Here is a 25,319-nt window from a genome sequence, read left to right as displayed (position 1 = left end):
GCATTATCCAACACAACGTTTTATTATTCCAGTCCATAAAATTGAGTGATACCATTCACCCTTATTCAAGCAATACATGGAGTAGAGAAATGAAAATTCTCGTTGCTGTTAAAAGAGTCGTTGATTATAAGGCAACCATTAGAATTAAATCGGATGGCTCGGGCGTTGAAACCACGAACGTCAAAATGTCGATGAACCCTTTTGATGAAATCGCCGTTGAGGAAGCTGTTCGCATCAAAGAAAAGGGATTAGCGAGCGAAATTATCGTTACTTCAATCGGAGGCGATCATTGCCAGGAAATATTACGAACGGCACTTGCGATGGGTGCGGATCGTGCCATCCTGGTGAAAGCGGAAAGCGAAATTCAACCATTGGCAGCAGCAAAAATTCTTAAGGCTATTACCGAGCAGACGTTGCCGCGGTTGGTTATACTCGGCAAGCAGGCGATAGACACCGACGATAATCAGGTGGGGCAAATGCTGGCCGCCTTATTGAATTGGCCGCAAGGAACTTTCGCTTCCAAACTGGGATTGCGTGACGATGGCGTCAGTGTGACACGCGAGATTGACGGCGGATTAGAGACACTGTTTCTGACATTGCCAGCTGTCGTGACAACCGATTTACGTCTCAATGAGCCGCGCTATATTTCGCTACCCAATATTGTGCAAGCCAAACGCAAACCGATTAGCATTGTCACTGCAGAATCCTTCAATCTCGATCTCGCCCCGCGGGTAAAAACTTTGCAAGTTGTTATGCCGGAAAAACGCAGGTCGGGTACGCGACTAGATAACGCGGCTGAATTGGTAAACCGTTTAAAGCATGAAGCACGGGTAATATAAATGAAAATACTAATCATTGCAGAACATGATAATCAAACACTGAAGCAGGCAACACACCATACGGTTACTGCAGCCAAAAAGTTGGGCAATGAAATTGATTTGCTCATCATGGGGGCAGCATGTCAAAAGGTTGCTGAAGAAGCTCGTTCCTTACCCGCCATTCAGCAGGTACTGCTTGCGGATAATGCTGTCTATGACCATCAGCTGGCGGAAAATTGCGCGTCACTTGCTGCGTTACTGGCTAAGGAATATGATTATATTTTGTCGGGGGCAACCACATTTGGTAAAAATCTTTTGCCGCGTATTGCAGCGCTGCTTGATGTGGCCATGCTAAGCGACGTGATGCAGATTATTTCACCCGATACCTTCGTGCGGCCCATTTACGCAGGCAATGTACTGGCAACGGTACAGTCACAAGACCGTATCAAAATTCTGACCATACGTACAACCAGTTTTCCGCCTGTAGAAGCGGGTGAGCCCAAAGCGACAATCAAAATCATTTCAGAAGCCATACCGAATACGCTCTCGCGTTTCGAAAACCAGACATTGACACAATCCGAGCGTCCTGAACTCACCTCCGCGCGTATTGTGGTTTCAGGTGGACGCGGCTTAAAAAGCGCAGAGAATTTTAAACTGATTGAGGAAATTGCAGACCGATTAGGCGCAGCAGTGGGCGCTTCCCGCGCTGCCGTCGATGCGGGTTTTGCACCCAATGATTATCAGGTAGGCCAAACAGGCAAAGTAGTCGCACCGGATCTTTATATTGCGGTAGGAATTTCAGGCGCTATTCAGCATCTCGCTGGCATGAAAGACAGCAAGGTGATTGTGGCGATCAATAATGATCCGGAAGCGCCTATTTTCCAGATCGCTGATTATGCACTGGTGGGGGACTTGTTTAAGATATTGCCTGCATTGCGTGATGAGCTGGATAAGGTATTGGCGTAGCCCCTGGTTTTAGCATATAGCCTGATGCGGATAGGTTAATGCCCTATCCCTTGTTATTATTGCTATAATTAGTAAAGTACCCACCTTGTTCTAGGGGCGTATATGTCTGCAGATGATAAATATAATAAAAAAACCGGCTTAACCGGCCTAAATGGCAGTGATCAGGATACCGAAGGCGAATCTGGCAAGGGAAGTGGCGGCAAAAGCGGCCAGATTGAGTTTCGGGACTTTCTCGCAAGCGGCGAGCATTTGCGCGATGATTTGCTGTCATCCGATGAAATCAGGCGTCTGCTTTCTGTGCATAAAGATGGCCATGAGGATCGCGTCAAACTGCAAAAGGATAAGCGCGAGCAATATAAAGCACTCAAAGAAGGCAAAATATCGCTCGCTGCTCACCGACAAGGGTTAATGGGCGCAGGGATGAGCGCTCAATACAAAGTCAACCCCATACTGGCGAACAAAGCACAGTTTAGCGGCGTCGACCGGCAGATTAACCCAATCCCTGAAGAAAATATTGCAGAAACGAATAATGAAAAACGTAACGAGCTGCAATTTCAATATAATTTACGTCATCGACCGGAATATGCTCACGCACCTAAATTTATACCGCCCAAATTGACAAGGTAATCACACTGCTATGCCAACGCTTGCTGATGCCATTTTACAAGAAGATATTCACAGTGTCAGACAGCTATTGCGTTACGGTGATGAAGTGAATCAAATTGATGAATATGGTTTTACGCCTCTTATTGAAGCTGCGATTGTAGATAATATTGAAATCAGCGAGTTATTGCTAAGCCAAGGAGCGGATCCCAACCAACAGGATGTGACGGGTGGAACGGCTCTGCATTGGGCGGCAGAAAATAATAACAGCGACCTATGCGAGCTGCTCCTCGCGCACCGCGCCAATCCCAACGCGTATACACTCGCCGGTCAATCTGTGCTGGTGATGCCGACTTTACGGCAACAAAGTGCATTGAAGCATTTACTGATTCGCGCTGGCGCCGATCAGGTTTTTGCGCAAGATTATATTAATACCAAACTGCTAGGTCATATGTACGAACTGGTCGGTACGGCTTCCATCATTGATCCGCAGAATCGATACGTGGAAGTGGATTTCGAAGGTTTTTTTCTTGAAATCACGATTGGACTCATCGCAGATTCGCTTGCTCAGTTCAAAAATCATTTTGCCGCGAGACAACTACGCCGCTATTCCGGCTTGGCACAATTTATTGTTGAAGTGATGCTTCGAGCGTCCGAGCTTATCAAATACCAGCAATATCGCGTGGATATCAGAAAATTCCAATCCCGCATTGATGCGCTGCTTCGCCAGCAACCGGTCTTGATTCCGGTGGGTTACGAAGGCCACGCTATTACCTTCATTCAATACAATAATATCTGGGTCAAGTGCGACAGACGGGAAGATAGCCGTCTGTATGACAATATCATGTTTTATCGAATACAACATCCTCAACAATTAAATGCGGATTTTGTCAAAACACTGATTTACGAAAAGCAGACAAGTGAATTCATTAATGAAGAACTGGACCAAATATTAGGATTAACACCGCTGACTGAATTAAAAGTGGAATCGCAAATCAGTGGTAATTGCTCTTGGGCCAATGTGGAAGCTTCCATACCAGCACTTTTTTTTCTTGTGTTGATGGATTTAAATCCGGATAGCCAGGCGCATGCCTATTATAAAACACTGGCCATCAATTTCTTCCAGCGCTGGCGTGAATGGAACAAGGATCGTGCTTTGCATTTCTGCATCCAGGCATATCAGGAAGGCGATGCGATCCGTAAGGCATGCAAAGCTGAAATTCTGGCGGCTATCTTGTTTCAGCGTTGTGATCCTTACAATCCCTCGGACCGTGACCGTATTGAATCTATTTTGTCTGTCCTCATTCGGTCCCCCTATGAATATCTTTTAAAAAATTATTTACGTGTTTACTATTATGAAGGGCATACCGAAGAAGGAAAACGTTTTGCCGAACTTTTAAAAGATTATGGTTACCCGACTGGCCGCTGACTTTGTTCCACTTTTAACTCAAAAGGGCGCAAAAATGATGCTGAATAACTACAGGGAAAAGTTGTGGATGCGTTTGGAAAAATGGGTTATGAGAGAGGCGCCACTTGCTAACACTCATGTTGCGCAAACTAGCCAAAAAGAAGTAACAATTTCTCCGGCTTCTTATTATCCTGACAGGGCGGATTGCAAAAGTTTACTCACAGAACTTAATCTTCTGATGCAACCAAAAAAAATTAACCAACTGGCAGGTTTACTCAAACAGCAAAATTCTGAAGGTGTGAATATTGGGATTTTATTGGTTCATGCAGGAAATGAAGACGTTCTTGATGATTACCTCAGCTTTTTGCTGAAACTCTATCAACAGGATGGAAATAGCCGCACGCTGATTGAAATATTTAGTCAACAGGATAATAACGGCTGGACATTTGGCATGCATCTTGCCCATTCGTATTCTAAACGCATCGTCCTTCGCTATTTAAAATTAGTCGAATTTTTGTTTGAAGAAGATCAAAACGAAGATTTACTACCCGATCCCATTTTTGAATTGATGCGCTTGAAAGGCAAATCCCCATTTGCTATGGACTTAAAAGTATCATTGACTGATATTGTTTCAAATCGGCAGGATGGCGAAGTGATTTACCACCTGGCCGCAAGCGGTCTGCTGCCTGAAGATGAATATGGTAAACTGACGGCGCAAAAACAGAAAATAATGGATTATATATTATCCTTGACTGAGCGTTTTATTCGAAAAAATGCGTTGCGCGATGCGCTGACGGCGAGTCATCCGCTTGGGAAAGTGTTTAGCTATACGACACTGGGACTGGTTAGTTTTACTCAAATTCTGAAGCGTGAATTTAATAAACTGGACAAGGAAGATAGGGATAATTGGAAAATGACTTTTTTCCCCTCTGCTAAGGACAGTGAGATTGACTCGTATTTGATTTTTAATGAAAATCCTCAACCTGCAAATAGACTATTAAAATTGATGGGTCCTGGAAAATAACTTGCTTCAAGCTTTACGGGATTTGTGTATTGTAAAATCGCTGCCATTATACCCCTCTCATTATTGCAATGAGGGTGAAGAAAAAATTGACGGCGACAGCGAGGAAAGAACTAGCTTTTATCGTTCATTTGTAATCGAGGGTTGTTTTTATGATATCAAATAAATGTACCAATATACTGGCCGTTAATCCCCAAATAAATACTTCTCCTTCCCTGAATACATAACTGGGTCGTCGGCGGGTCAAAACGTGTAAAGCAGGATCATCGACGAAGCGGTCTAATCGTGTTAAAGCTAGATAATAAATGTGATCAATTTCACTGGGTGCTAGCGCATGCATTTTTTCGAAATTCCGTTTTTGCATCACGGTGACAAATGGCCGCACTAGGTGGCCTTCGCGTGCACTAAAATCATCGAGTTGTCCTATGTGTTGGTATACTGTTTCAGACAGATTTAATTCTTCATGCACTTCACGTACTGCTGTTTGATACAAATTGATATCGGTTTTGTCATGCATGCCGCCAGGCAAGCTAAAATGACCTGCATAAGCAGGCAGAGTAGCTGCACGTTTCGTTAGCACTATTTCTACTTGGTCATCTTCATCGACCAGCAAAATAAGCATCACTGCGGCGCGTTCTGCCGTTTCAGGAAGCATAACGGGTCGATAGGCGGAAAGAATTCGAATCAGGGCATTAATATCTGGCCAGGTTTGAATCATGTATTTTCCACATAACAATCCACTAGGGTTTTGTCCTGGACCCAACCAGGCAATTTTTCTTCCAATTTGAAATCAGGCTCGATGCTTAATGCGGTTTCGAATGCTTGTGAAAGCGATTTATCTTCCTGTAAGGCTGCCAGAAAAGCGAACTCTGCTGCTGTTAAGGGAGCCAGCGCAATTTCCAGTTCGCGCCGGATAATAAGCAAGTGAATGCCACCCTTATCCAGATGTACAGTTTCATTTTGTTCGCCTTTACAGAGATCAATGATATCCATGATTGGATACTGAAATGCCATTAATCGGCAGGCTGGATGGAGGATGAAATGGATCTGGTGATATTGCTCGGGTAACATTTTTTCCAGCAAAGCGATATCAAGCGCGGCATGATCTGCAGCAACAAAGAGGGTATGGCAAGACCATTCAAACAGGGCTACTTCAGCCAGATAGCATAAATGCTTGACGGGCGGGTGTTCCGCCAGAAAATCACTGAAATATTCCCCATAATCATGCAAGTTTCCGCTTCGTGAAGGATAGTAGGCGATGTAATGACAGGCTGTCGTTTGAAAAAAATCGTCGCCTAGTAGTTTTGTGATGAGCGGGTAGGTGTTTTTTAATGTTTTTACAAGATTCGATTCGATGTTGTTCTGGTAAATACGCAGATGTTCTACCGGTAGAACGATTGTGGTAGCGGGGTCATTTGCCAAAATGGCTTCGGCTAACTCAGCCTGTAAGTTTTGCAGCGACATAGGTTTCTCTCATGATTTTTTCTGCTCGGTAAGCTTCCAGACAGAGTGTTTCAAGCGGTGGAATATCCGCATCCCATTCAATGATCGTAGGTTTCGACCCCAGATGTTGAATGGCTTGACGATAAAGATCCCAGACGGCAGGCACGATGGGACGGTTGTGGCTATCAATGAGTACTTCTTTGTCATTAATCACAGCAGTAGAAAATCCGGCCAGGTGGATTTCCTGTACCAGCTTAGCGGGAATGACGGACAGATAGGCGAGCGCGTCCATGCCGAAATTCGTGGCATTCACATAAATATTATTAATATCCAGTAAAATGCCACACCCGGACCGTTCGGCGACTTCTTTTAAAAAATCTTGTTCAGAAAAATCCGAGTAAGGAAATTGAATGTAGCTGGAAATATTTTCGATTAATATCTGACGATTCAGATAATCCTGGACTTGCTGAATACGCGTGGCCAAATGATCGAGCGCTTCTTCCGTATAAGGAAGGGGTAATAAATCATGTAGATAGTGCCCATCAATGGAAGACCAGCACAAATGATCGGATATCAGGCAGGGCTGAATGCGGTTAGCAAGCTCTTTGAGCTTTTTTAAATGCTGCCAGTTGAGCTCATCAGCTGATCCCAGTGACAGGCTGACGCCGTGCAGACTGATGGGATAATCACGGCGTATCTGTTCCAGAATATGGAGTGGTTTGCCGCCCTCACCAAAATAATTTTCACTATGGACTTCAATCCAGGCAACACCCGGCTGCTTTTCAAGAAAAGGTGTGTAATGTGGTGTTCTCAAACCGATACCGGTCAATAGTAATGATGATTGCACAAGCCAGTTTCCTTCCCCATGCCATTCCCTGAAAAAGCTATCGATCCTGATCCTGTTTTTTAACACGTTTATAGAATACAGGAAAGATGCTAAGAATAGCTAATCCGCAGAGGGGGAAAAAAATGGAAGGAGTAAAAACCAGGTTTAAATTGGGTGTCTGCTCCGTTATTAGAAGCTTATCAAGGCCTCTTCCCGCCATGGCGTAAATAAAAGTGGCGGGGAAAATGCCAATAACTGTCGCACTCATGAAGGTTTTAAGCGGTACATTGAGTGCACCCGCAGAGATGTTGCTAATCCAGCAGGGAAAAATTGGCATGAGACGTAGCATTAGCAGGTAATTGAAGGCGTTTTGCTGAAATCCTTGCTCAAATTGCTTGATCCATCCGTTGGTGCGGGTCTTAAGATGTGAACCAATGGCGGAACGTACAGCAAGGAAGAGTACCGTGCCGCCCAAGGCAGTACCTAGTACCGCATAGATGACGGCAATGCCGCCGAACAGGAAGCCGCCGATCAGGGTAAGCAACGTAGCACAGGGAATGGTACAGGCGATAAGAACAATAAAAATAAATAAATATAATACTACTGCCAGTTTATAATGATGGACTGTCCATTGTTGAATAGTGGATTGATAGGTTTTTAAGGTATGGAAATTTAAGTAGCGGTAAAGCTGAAAATAAAAAAATATGAAAAGCATGCACAATAAAGAACCTAATAAAAACCATTTTTTTAAAGCGATAAAAAAATTATTCATGCGATTCGCGCGGTGTTATTAATGAAATTAATGCTTGTCAGGTGCTTTAGTGCTGCCACCTACAATTTTGTTGCAGAGCCCCGTAGGAATAGCGAGCCAGGCCTCTTTGTCGCCATCCACTTTTGATTCGCCTGCGCAGCCATGACTTGCAGTACCGCAGTCATTTTGACCGGCTTTGGCGATGCCATAGCATTTCTCCATGCCTTTCATGCCACCCATCATTTGAGACATGTCCTGTTTTGTTTCCTGGTTTGCAGCGAGAGCGGATGTGCTTGCACCCGCAACACCCAGGGCGAGTACAGCAGAAATAGCCGAGGTAATTATTTTATTAGACATGCAATAAGCTCCATTTTTTCTAAAGTTTGTCATGCTAGCCAAACGCTTGCACGGCAGGTGCGAAGCATTTCGTATAACAGACATTTATATGTTCAGTCCGAGCCCGTTAGTTTATTATAATTTTCGATGAAGGACGAATGAAAAATAGGATGAAGGAACTAATTTGATGGATAAACAGCCAGCAAATCGCCGCGATTGGGCTCGATTTACTATATTAATTGTACTTGTCGGCATTGTTGCCGGTCTTGGCGCCATTGTTTTCAGGCAATTGATTGGTTTATTTCATAATATTCTTTTTTATGGTCAGTTTTCGATGTATTACGATGTGCTGCAGCATGCGGCACCTAGCCGCTGGGGAATAGGGATTATTCTGGCGCCCGTTATTGGCGCAGTGGTGGTGGCATTTCTTGTTAAGAATTTTGCCCCTGAAGCAAAAGGGCATGGCGTTCCCGAGGTTATGGATGCTATTTATTATGAGCGGGGTATCGTGCGCCCGATTGTAGCTGTCATTAAGGCGATCGCTTCTTCTATCTCCATTGGGTCAGGCGGCTCCGTTGGCCGCGAGGGCCCGATTATACAAATAGGCGCTGCCTTTGGTTCTGCCATTGGCCAGTGGGTACGCATCCCCGACTGGCAGCGTATTACGCTTATCGCCTGTGGTGCGGGCGGTGGTATTGCCGCGACCTTTAACGCACCTTTTGGCGGTATTCTATTTGCCATAGAGATTATGCTGCCTGAGTTAAGTGCTCGTACTCTTATTCCAGTGAGTATCGCGACAGCCATTGCAACGTATACCAGTTATTTATATTTTGGCGAAGCTGCCTTTATTCCTATTACGACTAGCACCATTACACATATAAATAGCTTTGACATATTAAGCTATATTGTTCTCAGCATTGTTTTTGGCCTGTTTTCGGTGCTTTTCATTCGTTCTATTTATTTTACCGAAGATACATTCGACAGAATCCCGGGTGGATATTATGTGCGGCATATGCTGGGCATGTTTTTAATTGGACTTAGCATGTACGGTATGATCCGATTTTTTGGTCATTATTACATTCAGGGCGTCGGTTATGCCACCGTGCGCGATGTATTGATGCTGATACTGGATCACCCTGGATTTTTACTGTTTCTCGCTGTGCTGAAATTAATTGATACCGCTATTACGCTGGGATCAGGCGGTTCGGGCGGCGTTTTTTCTCCTTTGTTATTCATTGGCGCAACGCTGGGCGGTTCGTTTGCGGTCGTTTGTAATTATCTTTTCCCCGACTATCTCAGCATGAATATTCAATTCGGGGCACTGGCCGGCATGGCGGGCATGGTGGGCGCAAGTACAGGCGCGCCGCTTACTGCCATCGTTATGACCGCAGAAATGACAAATGATTTCACCATTATGCTGCCGTTGATGGTGATTGTGGCAATCGCATATGGGATTCGTCGTGTTCTGGAGAAAGACAGTGTCTATACACTTAAATTGACCCGGCGCGGTCATTTTATTCCGGATGCTTTATTTAGCCGGCAAGAGGTGATGAAAGAATAGAAGTAACATAATAAAAGAATGAGTAAATGTCACCACCACCGTAGTATGCCAATGCGTTATGCCGGCTATCGTTACATAACGCACCAGGAATAATCTCGAAAAGAGTACTATAATAAGTACAATTGACGAGGTATTCACACAATGGAGAGTTATTTTCCCGATCAAAATACACTTCGCACGAACTTGATAAATATCATGTTTGATTTAAGTGGCTTTCCTACTAAAGTAGAAGGGATTGTTCATCTCCAAAAAATGGGGGAAAAAAAACTGGTTGAGCTTTTTTCCATCCATATTGGTTCTTTAAACCTTAAAAAATTCTCTCAGTCAGAACGACTTCTCTTTATTGATACGGCAGTCAAAAGCGGTAATCTTGAAGTTGTCAAAATGGCTGCTGAGAAATTTATAAAGGAAGGATATGAAGATGACATCCGTATTCCCTCCAAAGATAATCCTGAGCAGCCATTCCGTCCCGTTTTTTGGCTTGCTTCTATTGTCTCTCGGCAACCGGGGATTCCGGCGGAAAATTATCGCGCAATTGAAGAATATTTATGCCAAAAATTTAATATTCCCAATACCGTGAACATCAACGGCAAAAATGTAACTCGAAAAGAATATTTGGCGGGCGTTGAGCTTTGGAAGCACTCGCAAAATGTTAAATTTTTAAAAGAGCTGGGCTTTAAAAAACCGCGTTATCGAAGGCATGAATTGATGGATGATATTGAAAAGGGAGTTAAACTAAAACCATTCGATCCGAAATCCAAATAATAATTAGAATGAAATTAAAATAGTGCGCAACAGAAACATCTTCTTGCTTAATTTGCTTAAATAAAAAATTAAATCTGATGATCTGTAGCAGGATCGTCAGATAATTCATATACCACCAGGCCGATATCTTCAGGTAGCACTTCTTCCCACGGCGGTTTACGCAGGGTTCGGGCAGCATCTTCACACCCATTTTTAATATGTTCCATGACGGATGATAAAGAAAACTCATAATCCTTTGAGGAGAGGTCAGATAATTTTCCTTTATAATGGAAGCGCGCAAGATGGATGACCCCGCTGTGTCCAAGCTCGATTAATTCTTTTAATTCGGCAGAATTCAACTTTTCTTCGGGCATATTTTCGCTCAGGACCCGGATAGCATGCCTTAAGTTTTGCACCATACCATAGGCGGTAATGAACTGATGATGATGACTTGAATAGCTGATATCTTTTTGCCGCTTGTAAATACCATCCATCGTAATGGGGCGTGTCCCGTATGAATCAAAGAGATGCACCATAAAACAGAGTGAGCGGATGGGTTCATCTTCCTTGAACAAAAGATTGACCTGGGTATTTGAATGTACTCCGCCATCCCAATACATGGCGTTATCAATACAGACGGCAGGAAATCCGGGCGGCAGCGCACCGCTTGCCATTACATGTTCGGGCGTAATCTCAATTTTAGTATTGTCAAAGTAAACCAATTCACCCGTTGCAACTCGCACAGACCCAATGCTAAGCCGCACTTTTTTCTGGTTGATCAGGTCAAAATCAACATAGCGCAGCAATGTTTCGCGCAATTCGCTGGTGTCGTAGTAACTTAGTTTGTCTACTGTGCTCTGCAGGCTCCACCAGGGATTCCACCAGCGTGGCCGAAAAAACCCGGGCTGCCCAAACCAGGCTGTCATCTGTGCGCTCACAAAATGATGCCAGCGTTCCATAACAATATTGTTTAATGTGTCTGGCATAGCCGGGAGTTTGGTTGAGATGCTATTCCAAAATCCCTCCAGTTTTTCAATCCGTTTTTCTGGTTTATTGCCTGCGACAATGGCACTATTGATTGCACCTATGGAAGTGCCAATCATCCAGTCTGGTAAATAACCATTTTCATGCAAGGCTTTGAATACACCTACCTGATAGGCGCCTAGCGCACCGCCGCCTTGGAAAAGATAGATAATGCGGTCAAATGATGAGGCAAGATCCTTTGCCATGGCATCTCCTTATTGACGCAAACTGGAGCAATGACGTATGTTCATGTACTCCTACAGGATGGTTCTTATTGCATGTACCATCCATGACTGACGACAAGTGACTGACCCGTCAAGGCGTTAGACTCAAAAGAGGCGAAAAACAAAGCAACTTCGGCGACATCGGTCGTCGTCGTAAATTGTTGGTCTACTGTATCTTTGAGCATGACTTTTGCAATGACATCCTGCTCGCTGATACCTAATTCTTTTGCTTGTTCAGGAATCTGTTTTTCTACCAATGGGGTTTTAACATAACCCGGACAAATCACATTGGCTCGTACATTATGTTTTGCGCCTTCTTTGGCTACGACTTCGCAAAGGCCAATCAAGCCGTGCTTGGAAGTGACATAGGGTGCTTTTAGTGGGGACGCTTCTTTGGAATGGACGGAACCCATGTAAATAATGCTGCCGCCGCGTCCTGCTGCATACATGGAGCGTAGACATGCGCGTGTTGTCAGGAACGCACCATCAAGCTGTATCGCTAATAGTTTTTTCCAGTCAGCAAAAGATAATTTATCAATGGGATCGATATGCTGTATACCGGCATTGCTGATGAGAATATCTACGTTGCCATATTTTTCGATGACTTGAGCAATACCGTTATCTACGTCAGTTTCATTTGTCACATCCATTTTAAGCCCCATTGCCTCGCCTTTTTGTGCCTGAATATCCTTGGCAGCTGCTTCAGCTTGAGAGGCATTGACGTCTGCAATCACTACCTTGGCGCCTTCGCGTGCAAACACTTCGGCGATTCGTTTTCCGATTCCGCTGGCAGCCCCTGTAATGACGGCAATCTTGTCCTTAAGACGCATAGCTGGTTCCCTCCAGTTTAGATGGCACACATAAAACGATTATGCCAACTCAGGGCTGGTATCTAGTAAAAACTCAAAATTGAGTTCATGCTGCAGAATTTGTTCCTTAATCGTATAAAAAACATACTTATTCTGCTGATTGTCCTTCTTTTGACTGGATACCAGCCACTGCGTTGGCATAATCGTTCTATTTCTTTATTATAATCCATCTAGCTTAACAAAGCTTAAATGTTTCCTGAAAGGCTTGCCGGGCAATAATCAGCCGCATAATTTCGTTTGTACCTTCAAGGATTTGGTGAACGCGTAAATCACGGAAGTATCGTTCAATGGGATAGTCGCGAATATAACCATAACCACCGTGGAGCTGTAGCGCCTGGTCGCAGATAGTAAAGCAGAGATCGGTGGCAAGCCGTTTGGCCATGGCACAGTACATGATGGCGTGGGGATCTTTTTCATCCAGAGCAAAAGCGGCGCGATATACCATCATGCGTGAGGCTTCAAGATGGGTTAGCATATCAGCAAAAGTGAATTGCAGGGCTTCAAACTCCGCGAGTTTTTGTTTGAATTGTGTTCGCTCCAGCATGTATTGGCGCGCCAGCTCCAGACAATTTTTTGCGCCGCCCAGTGAGCAGGCAGCGATATTAATACGCCCGCCATTCAAAGCTGATAAGGCGATTTTGAATCCCTGTCCTTCCTCGCCAATGCGGTTACTGACCGGGACACGACAATTTTCAAAAAATACCATGGTGGTTGGCTGACTGTGCCAACCCAGTTTTTGTTCGCGTTTTCCAAAGCTGATGCCGGGACGATCCTTTTCAACTAATAGACAGCTGATGCCGTGCGGGCCTTCGCCCCCTGTGCGTACCATACAAACATAGATATCACTGGTCGAGCCGCCTGATATAAACGCTTTTGCACCATTTAAGACATAATGGTCATTATCGCGTACTGCCAGGGTTTTAAGTGAAGCCGCATCGGAGCCTGAACCGGGTTCAGTAAGACAATAGCTGCTCATGACTTCCATGGTAGCAAGCTTGGGAAGCCAGGTTTGACGTAAGGATTCATCTGCATATTGATCAATCAACCATCCCACCATGTTATGAATGGACAGATACGCAGCGGTAGAGGGGCAGGCGGTGGCAAGTTCTTCGAAAATAATGGCGCTATCAAGGCGATTCAATTCCGTTCCGCCCACATCGCTACGTACATAGATGGCAGCAAGACCCAGGGATGCCGCTTTGCGTAGGGTATCTACAGGAAATATATATTTTTCATCCCACTCGTTTGCAAAAGGGGCCATTTCTTTTTCCGCGAAATTGCGCGCCATTTCACGAATGGCAGACTGCTCATGCGTTAAACTAAAATCCATTTTTTTCTCCGTTAGCGTGGAAGGATATCTTCCGCTGTCGTTTTGTGCTTTTGCTCACCTAGACCTGTGATACCAAGTCTGACGGTTTGTCCAGGCTTGAGATAGATCGCTTCCGGTTTTTGTGCATATCCCACACCCGCCGGTGTGCCAGTGGAAATAATATCACCTGGATAGAGTGTGAAAAACCGGCTTAAATAACTAACGAGATGTTTTACGTCGAAAATCATCTTGCTAGTATGGCCGTCCTGATACCGTTTTCCATCTACTTCCAGCCATAAAGAAAGCTGCTGGGGATCAGCAATTTCATCGGAGGTCACAAGCCAGGGGCCGATAGGGCCAAAGGTATCGCAGCTTTTGCCTTTGGCCCATTGACTGGTATTGTGTTTTTGAAAATGCCGTTCCGAGACATCATTAATCACGCAATAACCGGCAATATAGTCACCTGCTTTCCCCAAAGGAACGTGCTTTGCACGCTTGCCAATCACTACACCCAGCTCCACTTCCCAGTCGGTATGTGTGGATCCATGCGGAATCACAATAGGATCATAAGGCCCTGTAATGGCACTGGTGGCTTTTAAAAAAACTACAGGTTCAGATGGGTTTTCTACGCCCGTTTCTTTCGCATGGTCTTCGTAATTGAGACCAATACATAAAAATTTTCCTACCTGATGAACGCAGGGACCAAGACGAGGTTGGTTTTCTACAAGGGGAAGACTTTCGGTTTCCAGCTTGCTTAGCTCAGCCAGTTTTGCGGGTGATAAGGCATCTCCGGCAATATCAGAAATAAGATGGGACAGATCGCGAAGACATCCTGCTTTGTCCAGGCAACCCGGTTTTTCGCGGCCCGGATCACCGTAACGTACTAGTTTCATAATCACTCATATTTTTTCAAGGGCAAACAAATCTTCAATTGTTTCGCGCCGGCGAATGAGGCGCATCTTGTCGTTTTCAATCAACACTTCAGCTGGACGGCAACGCGAGTTATAATTTGAACTCATGCTGAAGCCATATGCACCAGCTGAATCAATGGCAAGATAATCGCCGGGCTGAACAGCCAGGGTGCGATTTTTTCCCAGAAAATCAGCGGATTCACAGACAGGGCCTGCGATATCATAGGTCCTTTTTTCTGAATTACGCAATTCTACCGGCAAAATCGCTTGCCATGCATTATAAAGAGCGGGGCGTAATAAGTCATTCATTCCTGTATCAACTATCACAAAATTTTTCTGGCTGGTATGCTTGAGATATTCAATTCGTGTAAGCAGGGCTCCTGCATTACCTACGATCGAACGGCCCGGTTCAATGATAATTTCAACGGGGTGTTTGAGAAATTTCTGCTGCAGGGCTTTTACATATTCAGCGATAGCGGGCGGATGCTCATCATGATAAGTAATTCCAAGACCACCGCCCACATTAATATGCTGAACGTTGATACCGGATTTACGTAGCTCAAGATAAATATCCAGCAAGCGATTTGCAGCGCTTAAAAAAGGATTCAGCTTAACAATCTGCGAACCAATGTGAGAAGCAATGCCTATTAACCGCAAATGTGAGGCGGAAGCCAGCTGACGTCCGAGTGGGATAATTTTATTGATTTCAATTCCAAATTTATTTTCTTTCAATCCAGTTGAAATGTAATTATGCGTGTGCGGATCAATGTTAGGGTTCACGCGCAAGGCAACATTAACAGTCGTGTTTAGCCGAGAGGCGATTTGGTGCAGTTTTTCCAGCTCGGCTTCAGATTCCACATTGAAACAGTGGATCTTTTTTTTAATCGCCTGCTCAATTTCTATCTCGCTTTTACCAATACCTGAAAAAATCACTTTCTTAGGATCACCGCCTGCAGCAATAACCCGTTCTAATTCACCCAGCGATACAATATCAAAACCGGAATTCAATTTGGCGAGCTGATGAAGAATCGCAAGATTGCTGTTGGCTTTTACCGCATAACAGATACGATGCGGAATGGATTTAAGGGCTTCATCAAAGGCTTGCCAGTTTGATGCTAGCGCTGAGCTGGAATAGACATAGCACGGTGTACCAAACTTTTCGGCGACCTGTTTCAGGCGGCTATTTTCAATATAGAGCTCAGTTTCACGATAATGCAGGCATGACATGATGAGATACCGGAAGCAAGCATCTGTCTGGAAAATGCCTCATACAGGCTTTTAACATTGCCATATCGTTATCCTAATCAGTAGCGAGATCACAATGTGCTTTGAGCCATTCGTTATAGTCAGCGATGTGGCCTAAGGATGCATTCAAAAAGCGCTGTGCTGACAGGGACAATTTTTTATTGAGTTCATTCGTGAACCGCGCCTGTGTGCAAATAATATCATTTGGTGTTTTTGCTTTTTCCAATCGTTTCAGATTGTCAATGCTGGTGGTGAATACGTCATTCATAATAAGGATATTCTGTTCAATATACCGCTTCATCAACGTATTGATTTGCTCGTTCTGCGTAGAGGGAAGTTTGTCTATCAAATCAGAGAAAATTTTCCAGTTTTCCAGAAATTCTTGATAGGGCATAATCGGGTCCTCCTTGTATTTTGACACTGACTGATCATCCTGCGAGCAACGGAAGGTTGGCGGAAGTGTGACGTCAACGCGGATCGGCTACGGGATGACGGATGATCCATTCAATTTGAAGCGACACTTTAATTATATCGTAACTCGCTTCATTCAGTACAATTTTTATTGGACTTTTAAGCATGAGTTGTGTTGCAGCGCAGCAACTAAAAACGCTTATGCATGATTTATAAATGGAGGGAGGAGAGCTGCACAGGGCTGTGATCAAAAAAAGCCCAAAACAAAATTGAACGGATGGACTGATTACTGGCCAGTGCAGTTTCGTAAGCAGGATGAAGGGCGAGTGACAGTAATGTCCAGGTTTCCCCTTCCAGTTGCACGGTTTCACATTTCTTGTCGAGTGAAACGGAAAAACTAGAGAGGGGAATAAATAAACCCTTGCCCGCCGCTTTTACGAGTGCTTCCTTGCGTGACCAGAGACGAAAAAAACCATTTATTTGTTCCTTGCCTGAGAGCTGCTCCAATGCTGCATTTTCTTGCTGGCTGAAATAACGTTTAGCAATAGCAGCATTATAAGTGGTTTTAATTTTTTCAATATCAATGCCAACCATCTGATCCAGAGCAAAGGCATAAACAGCTATGTCATGCGAATGAGCCATATTAAACTTTAACCGCGCATAGGCGGGATGTGCTAAAAGCGGTTTTTTATGTTCAGTATAAACAAAGCGTATATCTTGTGGAGAAGTGTTGAGGTAAACGCCGAGGATTTTGCGCAAAGTACTGCGTGCTGCAATAAAATGCTGGCGATGAATAGGAAACTGGAAGCGCTGAGCACGTTCATTTTCATCCGGACTTAATAGTCTAAGCTGCGCTTCTTCCTGTTCGGGCGTAAGTGCTAAATGGGCTGACCAGATGTGAATTTCATGCGCTTTTAAATGCATAGGATATGTTACTATCATTGTTTACTTCATTGGGTGATGCAGATACCAAAAACTGGAGCTATTTTAACCTGAATTCGGATTGCGCGATACCTTAAGGAAAAGGAACAGGGAAGATGATACGGTTTTTTATGTGTATTTTAGTGCTTATTTTATCTACCCCTATCTCAAATGCGTTGGCGCAAACAAGCAAGCAGGCACCTTTCTGCCGTTGTCAACCAGGCCAATCCTGCTGGCCCAAAGCCAGGGACTGGGAAGCATTAGCAAAACAGCTTACAGGGCAGCTTGTCAAACCAACGGATCCTATGACTGCCTGCAGGGTAAATGCAACTAGTCAGACTTGCAGGTCGGCGCTAAAAAAAATCCATAATCCTTTTTTTAATGAATCACATCCAGGCGGATCACAAAGCCAGGGTTGGCTAGGAGCTTGGAATCATCAAGTCAGCCAATATGCAGTTGAAGCAGAAACAACGCATGATATTGTTGCTGCAGTTAATTTTGCGCGTCAGCATCAGTTGAGGCTTGTCATTAAAGGGACAGGACATGATTATCTGGGGCGGTCCAATGCGCCGAATTCGTTATTGATATGGACGCATAAAATGCGTGAAATCCGTTTTAATCCCTCTTTTGTACCCGTTGGCTGTTTAGCAGGCGAACAGCCTGTTTCTGCTATCACAGTAGGTGCAGGTAGCAGATGGCTGGATGCTTATGAGGAAGCGACAAACAAACATAATCAGTATGTGCAGGGAGGGGGATGTACTACGGTTGGCGCTGCAGGAGGATTTACGCAAGGTGGTGGTTTTGGAAGTTTTTCAAAAAAATTCGGTACAGGTGCAACTGGCGTCTTGCAGGTAGAAGTGGTAACAGCCAAGGGTGAAACGATCATCGCCAACAAGTGCCAGAATCAAGATCTTTTTTGGGCGATACGCGGCGGTGGCGGCGGAACGTTTGGCGTTGTCACAAAAATGACATTAAAAACTCATCCACTTCCTCCGTATTTTGGCTTTTTGCAAGGAACCATTTCTGCCAAAAACGATGAAGCCTATAAGAAACTGCTGCGTCAATTTACTGTTTTTTTTCGTGAGAACCTCAATAATGAGCATTGGGGGGAGCAATTTTCATTTAATGCAAATAACAAGATTGAAATATTCCTGGTATTTCAAGGATTGAATCAGGAACAAGCCGAGAAAGTATGGCAGCCTTTGCAAGCCTGGCTGCAGGCAAATCACGACTATACTCTACAAATCAAAATGATAACCGTACCTCCCCAAAAGGTGTGGGACTATCATTTTTGGGAAAAGAATCATCCCGAATTTATCAAGCTGAATACAGCAAAAGGGGCCTCGAAAGGCGAATTTTGGTGGGCGCCAAATAGTAAGGAAGTGTCGGCTTATTGGTATACTTATCAATCCTGGTGGTTGCCCCTTACACTTTTTGAAGATAAAAATGTTAATCAGCTTGCTGATCTATTTTATAAGGCTTCACGGCTTGCTCCTGTTTCGCTTCACATTAATAAAGGTCTAGCAGGTGCACCTCATGATGTGATTAAAGCGGGCCGCGAAACGGCAACGCATCCATCTGCCTTTCATTCTGCTGCTTTGGTCATTATGGGAGCTGCCAGCAATCAAGTTTATCCGGGTGTAAAAGGTAGCGAGCCTAATATCAAGGAGGCTGGAAAGACGGTTCAAAAGATTAACCAGGCCATGCAACTATTTATTCAGGCTGCTCCCAATGCAGGTACGTATGTCAATGAGGCAGATTATTTTCAAAAGGATTGGCAAAAAGCATTTTGGGGCGATAATTATGCAAGGTTATTTGCCATAAAACAAAAATACGATCCAGATGGCCTTTTTTACTGTCATCACTGTGTAGGGAGTGAGTCATGGACACGTGGTGGCATGTGCCGGCAATCGATTGCAGCTGGGCGGATAGAGCCCTAGTAGGAGACACTTATTTCTTGTGCTATCCTATCTAGTGGTTTAACCGGAATATTTCAAAAGGAGTTGTACATGAAAGACTTAAATCTTTACGGTTGGATTGCCCTGATTATTGTTCTCGTTGGCGGGATCAATTTGGGTCTGATGGGTTTGCTTAACACCGATATTATTATGTCTATTTTTGGCGCCTTGCTCGGCCGTCTCATTTTCATTGTCGTGGGAGTGGCAGCAGGGTATCTTTGCTATTTGATCTACTTGGAAAAAATGAAAAAGACGCCCTGATCCTTTTCAGTTTTTTACGAGATATATTAATTCACTTTTGATGTCGTAATACAGGCATCCGGACGTTCCTTGGGGACATTCTGGATGCCGGTTTGCGCTGGTATCCGCAAATTGTATTAACTTATTTCTCTGTACACGACAAAATTTCTAACCGTTCATCCCTGAGGAGGCCGCGAAGCGGCCGTCTCGAAAGATGAACGGTTAGAAATTTTGTCGTGTACAGAGAACTTATTTATATTTTTCTCACGAAAAATCAGGCCTGAATTTCAAAAGCATCCTGGTAAAAATATCGCAACGATGCCTTCATTAATGGATCGATAGTGAAGTAACTGCCGTCATCTTTTCTGCCTATCAAATCTTTTTCCTCAAGCACTTGCAGCGCACTGATGACACTTGGCCCTGTAATGCCAATTTTTTGCAGAATGTGTTTGCCTGTTAATTCTGTTGTGTGTCCAAATGAAACAGCTGTGAGGATTTTACGCTGGCCAAAACTCAATTGAGAAAGTTCACGACTGATTCGTGTTTTTTCTATATGAATATATTCCTGCCAATATTTGCTGGCTGCTTCCGCGTCTGGCGGATGAGATTGGTCCATATGGTTTTTCCATAGCGCATTACATAACACATTTATATAATAAGGATGACGTTCTGTCAGGGTAAAAAGTTGTTCAAGTGTTTTGTCTGACAGAGATTTTTTCCATGTTTTCATCGCAACGTTGTTAATAAATGCAACGTAATCATCTTCGGCGATGCGGTCTAAAATCATACGCTCACACAACAGATATAACGGGCGCGATTTATCGTCGAACATATGATTTAATAAATGTCGGTTACTGCCAGAAAAAATTAGCAGAAGATATTTTGTTTCCTGGGCAACATGGCGGATGGCGCCTTCTAGTGCTTTCGCGGAGGGCAGTGCGCCGATTTCCTGAAATTCATCGATAAATAAGACGGCATGTTGACGCTTTTTTGCGAGTACGCTTTCCAGCGCAAGTAATACATCCATAATATTAGTTGCAGGATCATTTTCCTTGTCGGGGATGAGTTCCAGATGGACTCCTTTATAACCAATGGTCCATTTTTTTTTAGATTGAATGAAATAATCTTTAATATGATTGAACAGGCGTTCAGGTTTGCTGGAAATTTGATGGAGCAGCCGTTGAGTGCCCTGAATTAGCTGTTCTTCACAAGCTTTGGCATCCAGCGCAACAAAAAAATCGACATTGGCAAAAGGGATACCAGTGTCATTCATGACAAAGGTAACCAGACTGGTTTTGCCATAGCGTCGTGGCGAAGTAATGAGTGTATGCTGGTGAGCTTTAATATTTTTAGCCAGACGTTGACGTTCGTTGACCCGGTTACAAAATGCTTTTCCCTGTGCAATGCCCAAAGGAAAATAATCGGTGTGCATAAGAGAGCCTCTTTATTTTGTCATTAGTATATTAGACAGCCATCTATTAGACAACTAACTAATTAAAGGGGAAAAGCAACCTCGGAGAAAAATTTAATTTTATTATCAATACATTGCGATCCCCAATCCTTTGCCGATCACAAATGTTAGCCCCCCGGCAAGAAAACCGATGACCAACATTCGCAAACCTTGCAGGACGGGATTTTTATTATTAAAGAGGCTGAGGGTGGCGCCAATGACGAAAAGAGCAGCGGATGTCAAACCCATACTCATGTAGAGGCTCGGTAAATTACTTCCCAGGAGAAACGGCAGGAGCGGGATAAAAGCGCCGACAGCGAATGAGAAAAACGAAGCCAGCATGGCGCCGATCGGCGAGACCAGTTCTTCAGGATTAAGACCCAGCTCCTCGCGAGCCAGGGTATTTAATCCCGTTTCCGGGTTATCAATCATGATTTGGGCCAGTTTGTCAGCCGCTTCACGCGGGACACCGCGTGCCTGGTAAATAAGACTGAGTTCTTCCATTTCTTCTTCAGGGTATTCTTCCAGTTCCTGCTTTTCAATCGCGATCTGATATTCAAATACTTCGCGCTGCGAACGTACTGAGATATATTCGCCAGCACCCATGGAACACGCGCCGGCAAGCAGACCCGCAACACCTGCAAGAATAATGACATGTTGATTTGCATTTGCGCCAGCAATGCCCAAAATCAAGCTCATGTTAGAAATGAGGCCATCGTTTATCCCAAAGACAGCGGCACGCAGATTGCTAGCAGCATTTAAACCCGTATGCCGGTGTTCAGCATGATATTGCGTAAACACAGACATCCCGCGAATTTTCATGGCGGCGAGAATGTGATGTAAGTTCTCAGCGCCGACCCATTTGATGAGTCTGGCCACAAGGCGAGTGCGCAGATCAGGTACATAAATGCCTGGCGGTTGCAACCCATTGTCTTCAATTTTTTTCTTCCAAACATCAGCCTGGCTTTCTGCGGCAGTTTTTAGATCAGAAAATAATTTTTGATGCAGAATATTTTTTTCATTCTCTGCCATAACGGCATAAAGGTAGGCTGACCGTTTCTCTTCCCGCCAGTTGTCATAGAGTTGCATGTGTTTTCCTTAGTACTCGGCGATAATCTCGGTATTATTTCACAGACTGTAAAAGGGTATAACAAAATAATAATTACAATCAAACAGGGCTCTTGCCTTTTTGTTGTTCAATAAAATGATTAATAAGCTTTCTGGCGATACTGATGCTAGAGGATGGCCGTCCTGGCAAATGATCAATATGGTACCAGCCGGCTTCTTCAATTTCAGAGGGATTAATCATAAGGTCGCCTGCGGCATATTCAGCTGTGAAAGCAATCATCAGTGAATCCGGGAAGGGCCAGGCTTGTGAACCAAAATAACGGAGGTTTTTAATTTCTATGCCGACTTCTTCTTTGACTTCCCTGTGGACAGCTTCTTCCACGTTTTCACCCGCTTCAACAAAACCGGCAATCAGACCATAAACACCCGGAAGAAAATGATGACTTCTCGCCATGAGGATATGGTCCCCTTTTTGAATTAATACAATAATCGAAGGTGAAATGCGAGGATAAAAAACCAATGAACAGGCAGGGCAATGACGTTCAAAAGCGCCTGTTTTAAGTTCTGTTGGATGGCCGCAGCGCCCACAATATTGATGATTTTTATCCCAGTTAATGATGGCGCGTGCTTTGGCAGCAATGCTATACCAGTCCGTTCCTAGCGATTCAAGCGCTTTTCTGAAGGGGATGGGATCGATCGATTGAGGAAGGGAAGATTCGGTTGCGAGTTCTGCGCAGTAAATATCAAAATCATCAAACTGGGCTAACAGGTGCTGCCTGGAAAATGCTGCTATTAATTCGTTAATGGCTGATGCAGTCAATAGCTTATGGGCAGTATCATTTTTGGCGATCAGCAGGCAATCATTCTGAAAAACGAGCCAGTAACTTAACTTTTTTGATGCAGGTGAGGTCATGGTTCAGTCCTTGCAAAACTGGCATTTCACAAATGGGGATCGGTTTACAATATGTGATTTGTGAACGTAAATCTACTATTAAAATCGAATGGAATTATGCGAAAATGAACCTTCTCTGTTAACTAAGTGATGAGGCGGGTTTATGATAAATAAAATAACATTTGTCATTTGCACAATTATTTTAAGCATAGGCTTCTTGGGCGCCGGGTACAGTATTGGAAAAGGCTTTTATCTCGTCAAGAAAATGAGCCGTTCGGTAACGGTAAAAGGTCTCGCAGAAAAAGATGTGAAATCGGATCTCGGCATCTGGGAGATTAACTATAGGGAAGTGGGCAACGATCTGGTACAACTGGATCAGCGTTTGCAACACGATCAGGATGTGGTCATTGCCTTTTTGAAAAAGCAGGGTTTTACCGATGATGAAATTGGCCATACCCAATTGAAAGTAGAAGACCGTTTAGCCAATATTTATAGCCAGCCTGGCACGCAAACGACCAACGACCAGCGCTATGTTGTCACTGCCGGCGTGCGTGTACGTTCTATCAATGTGGACCTCATTCAAAAAACCGTGCAAATCGCCAATCAACTTCTGCAGCAAGGCGTACCGCTTACTTTTGACGCCAGTCTTTTGAGTCCTAACCCAAGTTTTTATTACACACAGCTGGATAGCATTCGACCTGCCATGCTCGCAGAAGCCACCAAGAGCGCACGCACGGTAGCAGAGCAGTTTGCCAAAGATTCAGACAGTAAATTGGCGGGGATCCAGCGTGCCAGCCAAGGTGTTTTCCAGATCATGGGAAGAGACACCAGTACGATGAGTGCTGACTGGAACAGCAATCAGAATGCATTAGGTTCTATTGATAAAAAAGTCAGGCTGGTGACGACCATCGATTATCGCTTGCGATAGAGGTGGACAATAGCCGATTAAGGGCCGCCGCACGATGATAAAAACAAAAAGCTTGCCTGAGCATGTGCTTGCTGTCGTGAAAGACAAAGGAACAGAGCAGCCTTTTTCAGGTGAATATGATCGCTTCGGCGAATCGGGCACTTATTTATGCCGTCAGTGCGGCTTACCGCTTTATCGTTCACATACAAAATTTCACTCAGGCTGCGGCTGGCCGAGTTTTGATGAAGAAATTGCCGGATCCATTCTTCGTGAAATGGATGCAGACGGCAGACGCACGGAGATTTTATGCGTACGCTGCCGGGCTCATTTGGGACATGTTTTTGAAGGGGAAGGACTTACCGCAAAGAATACGCGTCATTGTGTCAATTCACTCAGCCTTGATTTTGTTTCTGATCTCAATGTCATGGACACAGAGGAAGCGATATTTGCCGCTGGTTGTTTCTGGGGCGTGGAATACTATTTCAAAAGATTACCCGGTGTACTAAAGGCCGAAGCTGGCTACACCGGAGGCCATCAGCCTTATCCAACCTATGAGGAAATCTGTTCGGGTCGCACCGGTCATTATGAGGCGGTTCGGGTCATTTATGACCCAGCAAGCTTAGATTATGAAAACCTGACCAAATATTTTTTTGAGATTCATGATCAGGCCCAAACGAACGGTCAAGGCCCTGATTTAGGTGAGCAATATCAGAGTGTCATTTTTTATTATGATGATAAACAGAGGCAAATAGCCCAAAAATTAATCGCTGAGCTAAAAGGTTTGGGCTTTGAAGTGGCAACGCAACTTAAACCGGTTAGCACTTTTTGGCCCGCAGAAACTTATCATCAGGATTACTACGCAAAAACGGGCAAACATCCCTACTGCCATCAGTATACCAAAAAGTTTGCCCCATAATTACGGGAGCATGCTCCCGTAATTACCGATATGCGCCTTCGCCTTCAGACTTTTGATGAGGTCGGTATGATTGGATTTGAGAGTTATAATCGTTCTAAATAGCGGAGCGGGTAGATCGTTCCAATCAAACCATTCCCATTTTTCACATTTGTCAGGTTCAAGCACACGCGGTATGCCGCCAGGATGATTCGCCAGCATAAAAAGGGTGAGGTAATGGCTGCCATCGTCAAAGACATCGTTTGTCCATGGCCCCTGATTGACATAATTAAGAATGAGTCCCGTTTCTTCTCTGGTTTCACGCACTGCGCAGTCAAAGGGTGATTCTTTGTATTCCAAGTGGCCGCCAGGAAAAGCCCGTGTACCATAACCATGCTTGCCAAGCCGTTTACCCAACAGCACCTGCTGGTGCTCATTAAATATCATGACACCAACTCCCACTTTGACTATCATGGTCTTATCTCTTAAGTTAGGTATTTATTACGAAAGGATTATATAGTA

Annotated in this window: 28 protein-coding genes; 11 read left to right on the top strand and 17 right to left on the bottom strand. The window is 44.3% G+C overall.

Going from position 1 to position 25,319, the window contains the following annotated elements; all coding sequences use genetic code 11:
• The first annotated feature begins 89 nt into the window (after nt 1-89).
• The 5 genes from AQUSIP_RS11220 to AQUSIP_RS11200 all read left to right on the top strand — a co-directional run bounded on the left by AQUSIP_RS11220 (nt 90) and on the right by AQUSIP_RS11200 (nt 4,819).
• Entirely contained in the window at nt 90-839 is a 750-nt protein-coding gene (locus AQUSIP_RS11220) for an electron transfer flavoprotein subunit beta/FixA family protein (protein WP_114834317.1), read from the top strand.
• A complete protein-coding gene (locus AQUSIP_RS11215; protein WP_114834318.1) occupies nt 840-1,784 on the top strand; it encodes an electron transfer flavoprotein subunit alpha/FixB family protein in 945 nt (314 codons plus the stop codon).
• Nucleotides 1,785-1,886: 102 nt separating this feature from the next.
• Nucleotides 1,887-2,411: a hypothetical protein gene (locus AQUSIP_RS11210; RefSeq protein WP_114834319.1), complete on the top strand. Its 525-nt coding sequence runs from the start codon at nt 1,887-1,889 to the stop codon at nt 2,409-2,411.
• A 10-nt stretch (nt 2,412-2,421) separates the two neighbouring features.
• Entirely contained in the window at nt 2,422-3,816 is a 1,395-nt protein-coding gene (ankH, locus tag AQUSIP_RS11205; RefSeq protein WP_114834320.1) for a Dot/Icm T4SS effector AnkH/LegA3, read from the top strand.
• Between the two features lie 67 nt (nt 3,817-3,883).
• A complete protein-coding gene (locus AQUSIP_RS11200) occupies nt 3,884-4,819 on the top strand; it encodes a hypothetical protein (RefSeq protein ID WP_148326097.1) in 936 nt (311 codons plus the stop codon).
• Between the two features lie 124 nt (nt 4,820-4,943).
• On the opposite strand, the gene AQUSIP_RS11195 is transcribed toward AQUSIP_RS11200, so the two are convergent.
• The 5 genes from AQUSIP_RS11195 to AQUSIP_RS11175 all read right to left on the bottom strand — a co-directional run bounded on the left by AQUSIP_RS11195 (nt 4,944) and on the right by AQUSIP_RS11175 (nt 8,193).
• A complete protein-coding gene (locus tag AQUSIP_RS11195) occupies nt 4,944-5,534 on the bottom strand; it encodes an NUDIX hydrolase (RefSeq protein WP_114834322.1) in 591 nt (196 codons plus the stop codon).
• Nucleotides 5,531-6,280: an HvfC/BufC N-terminal domain-containing protein gene (locus AQUSIP_RS11190; protein ID WP_114834323.1), complete on the bottom strand. Its 750-nt coding sequence runs from the start codon at nt 6,278-6,280 to the stop codon at nt 5,531-5,533. The genes AQUSIP_RS11195 and AQUSIP_RS11190 overlap by 4 nt, the downstream gene beginning before the upstream one ends.
• Entirely contained in the window at nt 6,255-7,106 is an 852-nt protein-coding gene (gene bufB, locus AQUSIP_RS11185) for an MNIO family bufferin maturase (RefSeq protein ID WP_114834324.1), read from the bottom strand. Before bufB ends, AQUSIP_RS11190 begins: the two co-directional genes overlap by 26 nt.
• A gap of 37 nt (nt 7,107-7,143) precedes the next feature.
• Nucleotides 7,144-7,800: a TVP38/TMEM64 family protein gene (locus tag AQUSIP_RS11180; RefSeq protein ID WP_172621985.1), complete on the bottom strand. Its 657-nt coding sequence runs from the start codon at nt 7,798-7,800 to the stop codon at nt 7,144-7,146.
• An 84-nt stretch (nt 7,801-7,884) separates the two neighbouring features.
• Entirely contained in the window at nt 7,885-8,193 is a 309-nt protein-coding gene (locus AQUSIP_RS11175) for a BufA1 family periplasmic bufferin-type metallophore (RefSeq protein WP_114834326.1), read from the bottom strand.
• A gap of 166 nt (nt 8,194-8,359) precedes the next feature.
• On the opposite strand from AQUSIP_RS11175, the gene AQUSIP_RS11170 reads away from it, so the two are divergent.
• Together AQUSIP_RS11170 and AQUSIP_RS11165 are read left to right on the top strand one after the other, a co-directional pair.
• A complete protein-coding gene (locus tag AQUSIP_RS11170; protein ID WP_114834327.1) occupies nt 8,360-9,733 on the top strand; it encodes a chloride channel protein in 1,374 nt (457 codons plus the stop codon).
• Nucleotides 9,734-9,928: 195 nt separating this feature from the next.
• On the top strand, nt 9,929-10,498 hold the full coding sequence (locus AQUSIP_RS11165; protein WP_148326096.1) for a hypothetical protein: 570 nt from the start codon (nt 9,929-9,931) through the stop codon (nt 10,496-10,498).
• A 68-nt stretch (nt 10,499-10,566) separates the two neighbouring features.
• Here the strand turns inward: AQUSIP_RS11165 and AQUSIP_RS11160 are convergent, their stop codons facing one another.
• The 8 genes from AQUSIP_RS11160 to AQUSIP_RS11130 all read right to left on the bottom strand — a co-directional run bounded on the left by AQUSIP_RS11160 (nt 10,567) and on the right by AQUSIP_RS11130 (nt 17,411).
• Nucleotides 10,567-11,706: a patatin-like phospholipase family protein gene (locus AQUSIP_RS11160; protein ID WP_114834329.1), complete on the bottom strand. Its 1,140-nt coding sequence runs from the start codon at nt 11,704-11,706 to the stop codon at nt 10,567-10,569.
• A 65-nt stretch (nt 11,707-11,771) separates the two neighbouring features.
• The gene (locus AQUSIP_RS11155) at nt 11,772-12,554 is read right to left on the bottom strand and encodes a 3-hydroxybutyrate dehydrogenase (RefSeq protein WP_114834330.1); all 783 of its coding nucleotides are present in this window, start codon (nt 12,552-12,554) and stop codon (nt 11,772-11,774) included.
• Between the two features lie 39 nt (nt 12,555-12,593).
• On the bottom strand, nt 12,594-12,734 hold the full coding sequence (locus AQUSIP_RS12395; RefSeq protein WP_170131794.1) for a hypothetical protein: 141 nt from the start codon (nt 12,732-12,734) through the stop codon (nt 12,594-12,596).
• Between the two features lie 34 nt (nt 12,735-12,768).
• Nucleotides 12,769-13,923: an acyl-CoA dehydrogenase family protein gene (locus AQUSIP_RS11150; RefSeq protein ID WP_114834331.1), complete on the bottom strand. Its 1,155-nt coding sequence runs from the start codon at nt 13,921-13,923 to the stop codon at nt 12,769-12,771.
• 11 nt (nt 13,924-13,934) lie between these two features.
• On the bottom strand, nt 13,935-14,795 hold the full coding sequence (locus tag AQUSIP_RS11145) for a fumarylacetoacetate hydrolase family protein (protein WP_114834332.1): 861 nt from the start codon (nt 14,793-14,795) through the stop codon (nt 13,935-13,937).
• A gap of 6 nt (nt 14,796-14,801) precedes the next feature.
• Nucleotides 14,802-16,040, bottom strand: a complete 1,239-nt coding sequence (gene lysA, locus AQUSIP_RS11140; protein ID WP_114834333.1) for a diaminopimelate decarboxylase — start codon at nt 16,038-16,040, stop codon at nt 14,802-14,804.
• 73 nt (nt 16,041-16,113) lie between these two features.
• Complete coding sequence (locus tag AQUSIP_RS11135) at nt 16,114-16,452, bottom strand: hypothetical protein (protein ID WP_114834334.1); 339 nt, start codon at nt 16,450-16,452, stop codon at nt 16,114-16,116.
• A 227-nt stretch (nt 16,453-16,679) separates the two neighbouring features.
• Entirely contained in the window at nt 16,680-17,411 is a 732-nt protein-coding gene (locus AQUSIP_RS11130) for a 4'-phosphopantetheinyl transferase family protein (RefSeq protein ID WP_114834335.1), read from the bottom strand.
• 95 nt (nt 17,412-17,506) lie between these two features.
• On the opposite strand from AQUSIP_RS11130, the gene AQUSIP_RS11125 reads away from it, so the two are divergent.
• Together AQUSIP_RS11125 and AQUSIP_RS11120 are read left to right on the top strand one after the other, a co-directional pair.
• Nucleotides 17,507-19,330: an FAD-binding protein gene (locus AQUSIP_RS11125; RefSeq protein WP_114834336.1), complete on the top strand. Its 1,824-nt coding sequence runs from the start codon at nt 17,507-17,509 to the stop codon at nt 19,328-19,330.
• 69 nt (nt 19,331-19,399) lie between these two features.
• Nucleotides 19,400-19,609, top strand: a complete 210-nt coding sequence (locus AQUSIP_RS11120; protein WP_114834337.1) for a DUF378 domain-containing protein — start codon at nt 19,400-19,402, stop codon at nt 19,607-19,609.
• Nucleotides 19,610-19,862: 253 nt separating this feature from the next.
• Here the strand turns inward: AQUSIP_RS11120 and AQUSIP_RS11115 are convergent, their stop codons facing one another.
• From AQUSIP_RS11115 to nudC, 3 genes are all read right to left on the bottom strand, one after another.
• Nucleotides 19,863-21,020: an AAA family ATPase gene (locus tag AQUSIP_RS11115; protein WP_114834338.1), complete on the bottom strand. Its 1,158-nt coding sequence runs from the start codon at nt 21,018-21,020 to the stop codon at nt 19,863-19,865.
• A 105-nt stretch (nt 21,021-21,125) separates the two neighbouring features.
• Nucleotides 21,126-22,127, bottom strand: a complete 1,002-nt coding sequence (locus AQUSIP_RS11110) for a VIT1/CCC1 transporter family protein (protein ID WP_114834339.1) — start codon at nt 22,125-22,127, stop codon at nt 21,126-21,128.
• A gap of 79 nt (nt 22,128-22,206) precedes the next feature.
• The gene (gene nudC, locus AQUSIP_RS11105; RefSeq protein WP_114834340.1) at nt 22,207-23,019 is read right to left on the bottom strand and encodes an NAD(+) diphosphatase; all 813 of its coding nucleotides are present in this window, start codon (nt 23,017-23,019) and stop codon (nt 22,207-22,209) included.
• Nucleotides 23,020-23,161: 142 nt separating this feature from the next.
• Here nudC and AQUSIP_RS11100 point away from each other — a divergent pair, with 142 nt between their 5' ends.
• Both AQUSIP_RS11100 and AQUSIP_RS11095 read left to right on the top strand, forming a co-directional pair.
• Nucleotides 23,162-23,926: an SIMPL domain-containing protein gene (locus AQUSIP_RS11100; RefSeq protein WP_114834341.1), complete on the top strand. Its 765-nt coding sequence runs from the start codon at nt 23,162-23,164 to the stop codon at nt 23,924-23,926.
• 34 nt (nt 23,927-23,960) lie between these two features.
• Nucleotides 23,961-24,821, top strand: coding sequence for a bifunctional methionine sulfoxide reductase B/A protein (locus AQUSIP_RS11095; RefSeq protein ID WP_114834342.1), 861 nt, complete (start codon nt 23,961-23,963; stop codon nt 24,819-24,821).
• Here the strand turns inward: AQUSIP_RS11095 and AQUSIP_RS11090 are convergent, their stop codons facing one another.
• On the bottom strand, nt 24,822-25,271 hold the full coding sequence (locus tag AQUSIP_RS11090) for a nucleotide triphosphate diphosphatase NUDT15 (protein ID WP_114834343.1): 450 nt from the start codon (nt 25,269-25,271) through the stop codon (nt 24,822-24,824).
• Between the last annotated feature and the right edge of the window lie 48 nt (nt 25,272-25,319).

The sequence above is a fragment of the Aquicella lusitana genome (genome assembly GCF_902459475.1).
In the GTDB taxonomy this organism is placed as follows: domain Bacteria; phylum Pseudomonadota; class Gammaproteobacteria; order DSM-16500; family DSM-16500; genus Aquicella; species Aquicella lusitana.
The sequence above is the reverse complement of the archived record's forward strand: the minus strand, read 5'-3'. Positions and strand labels throughout refer to the sequence as shown.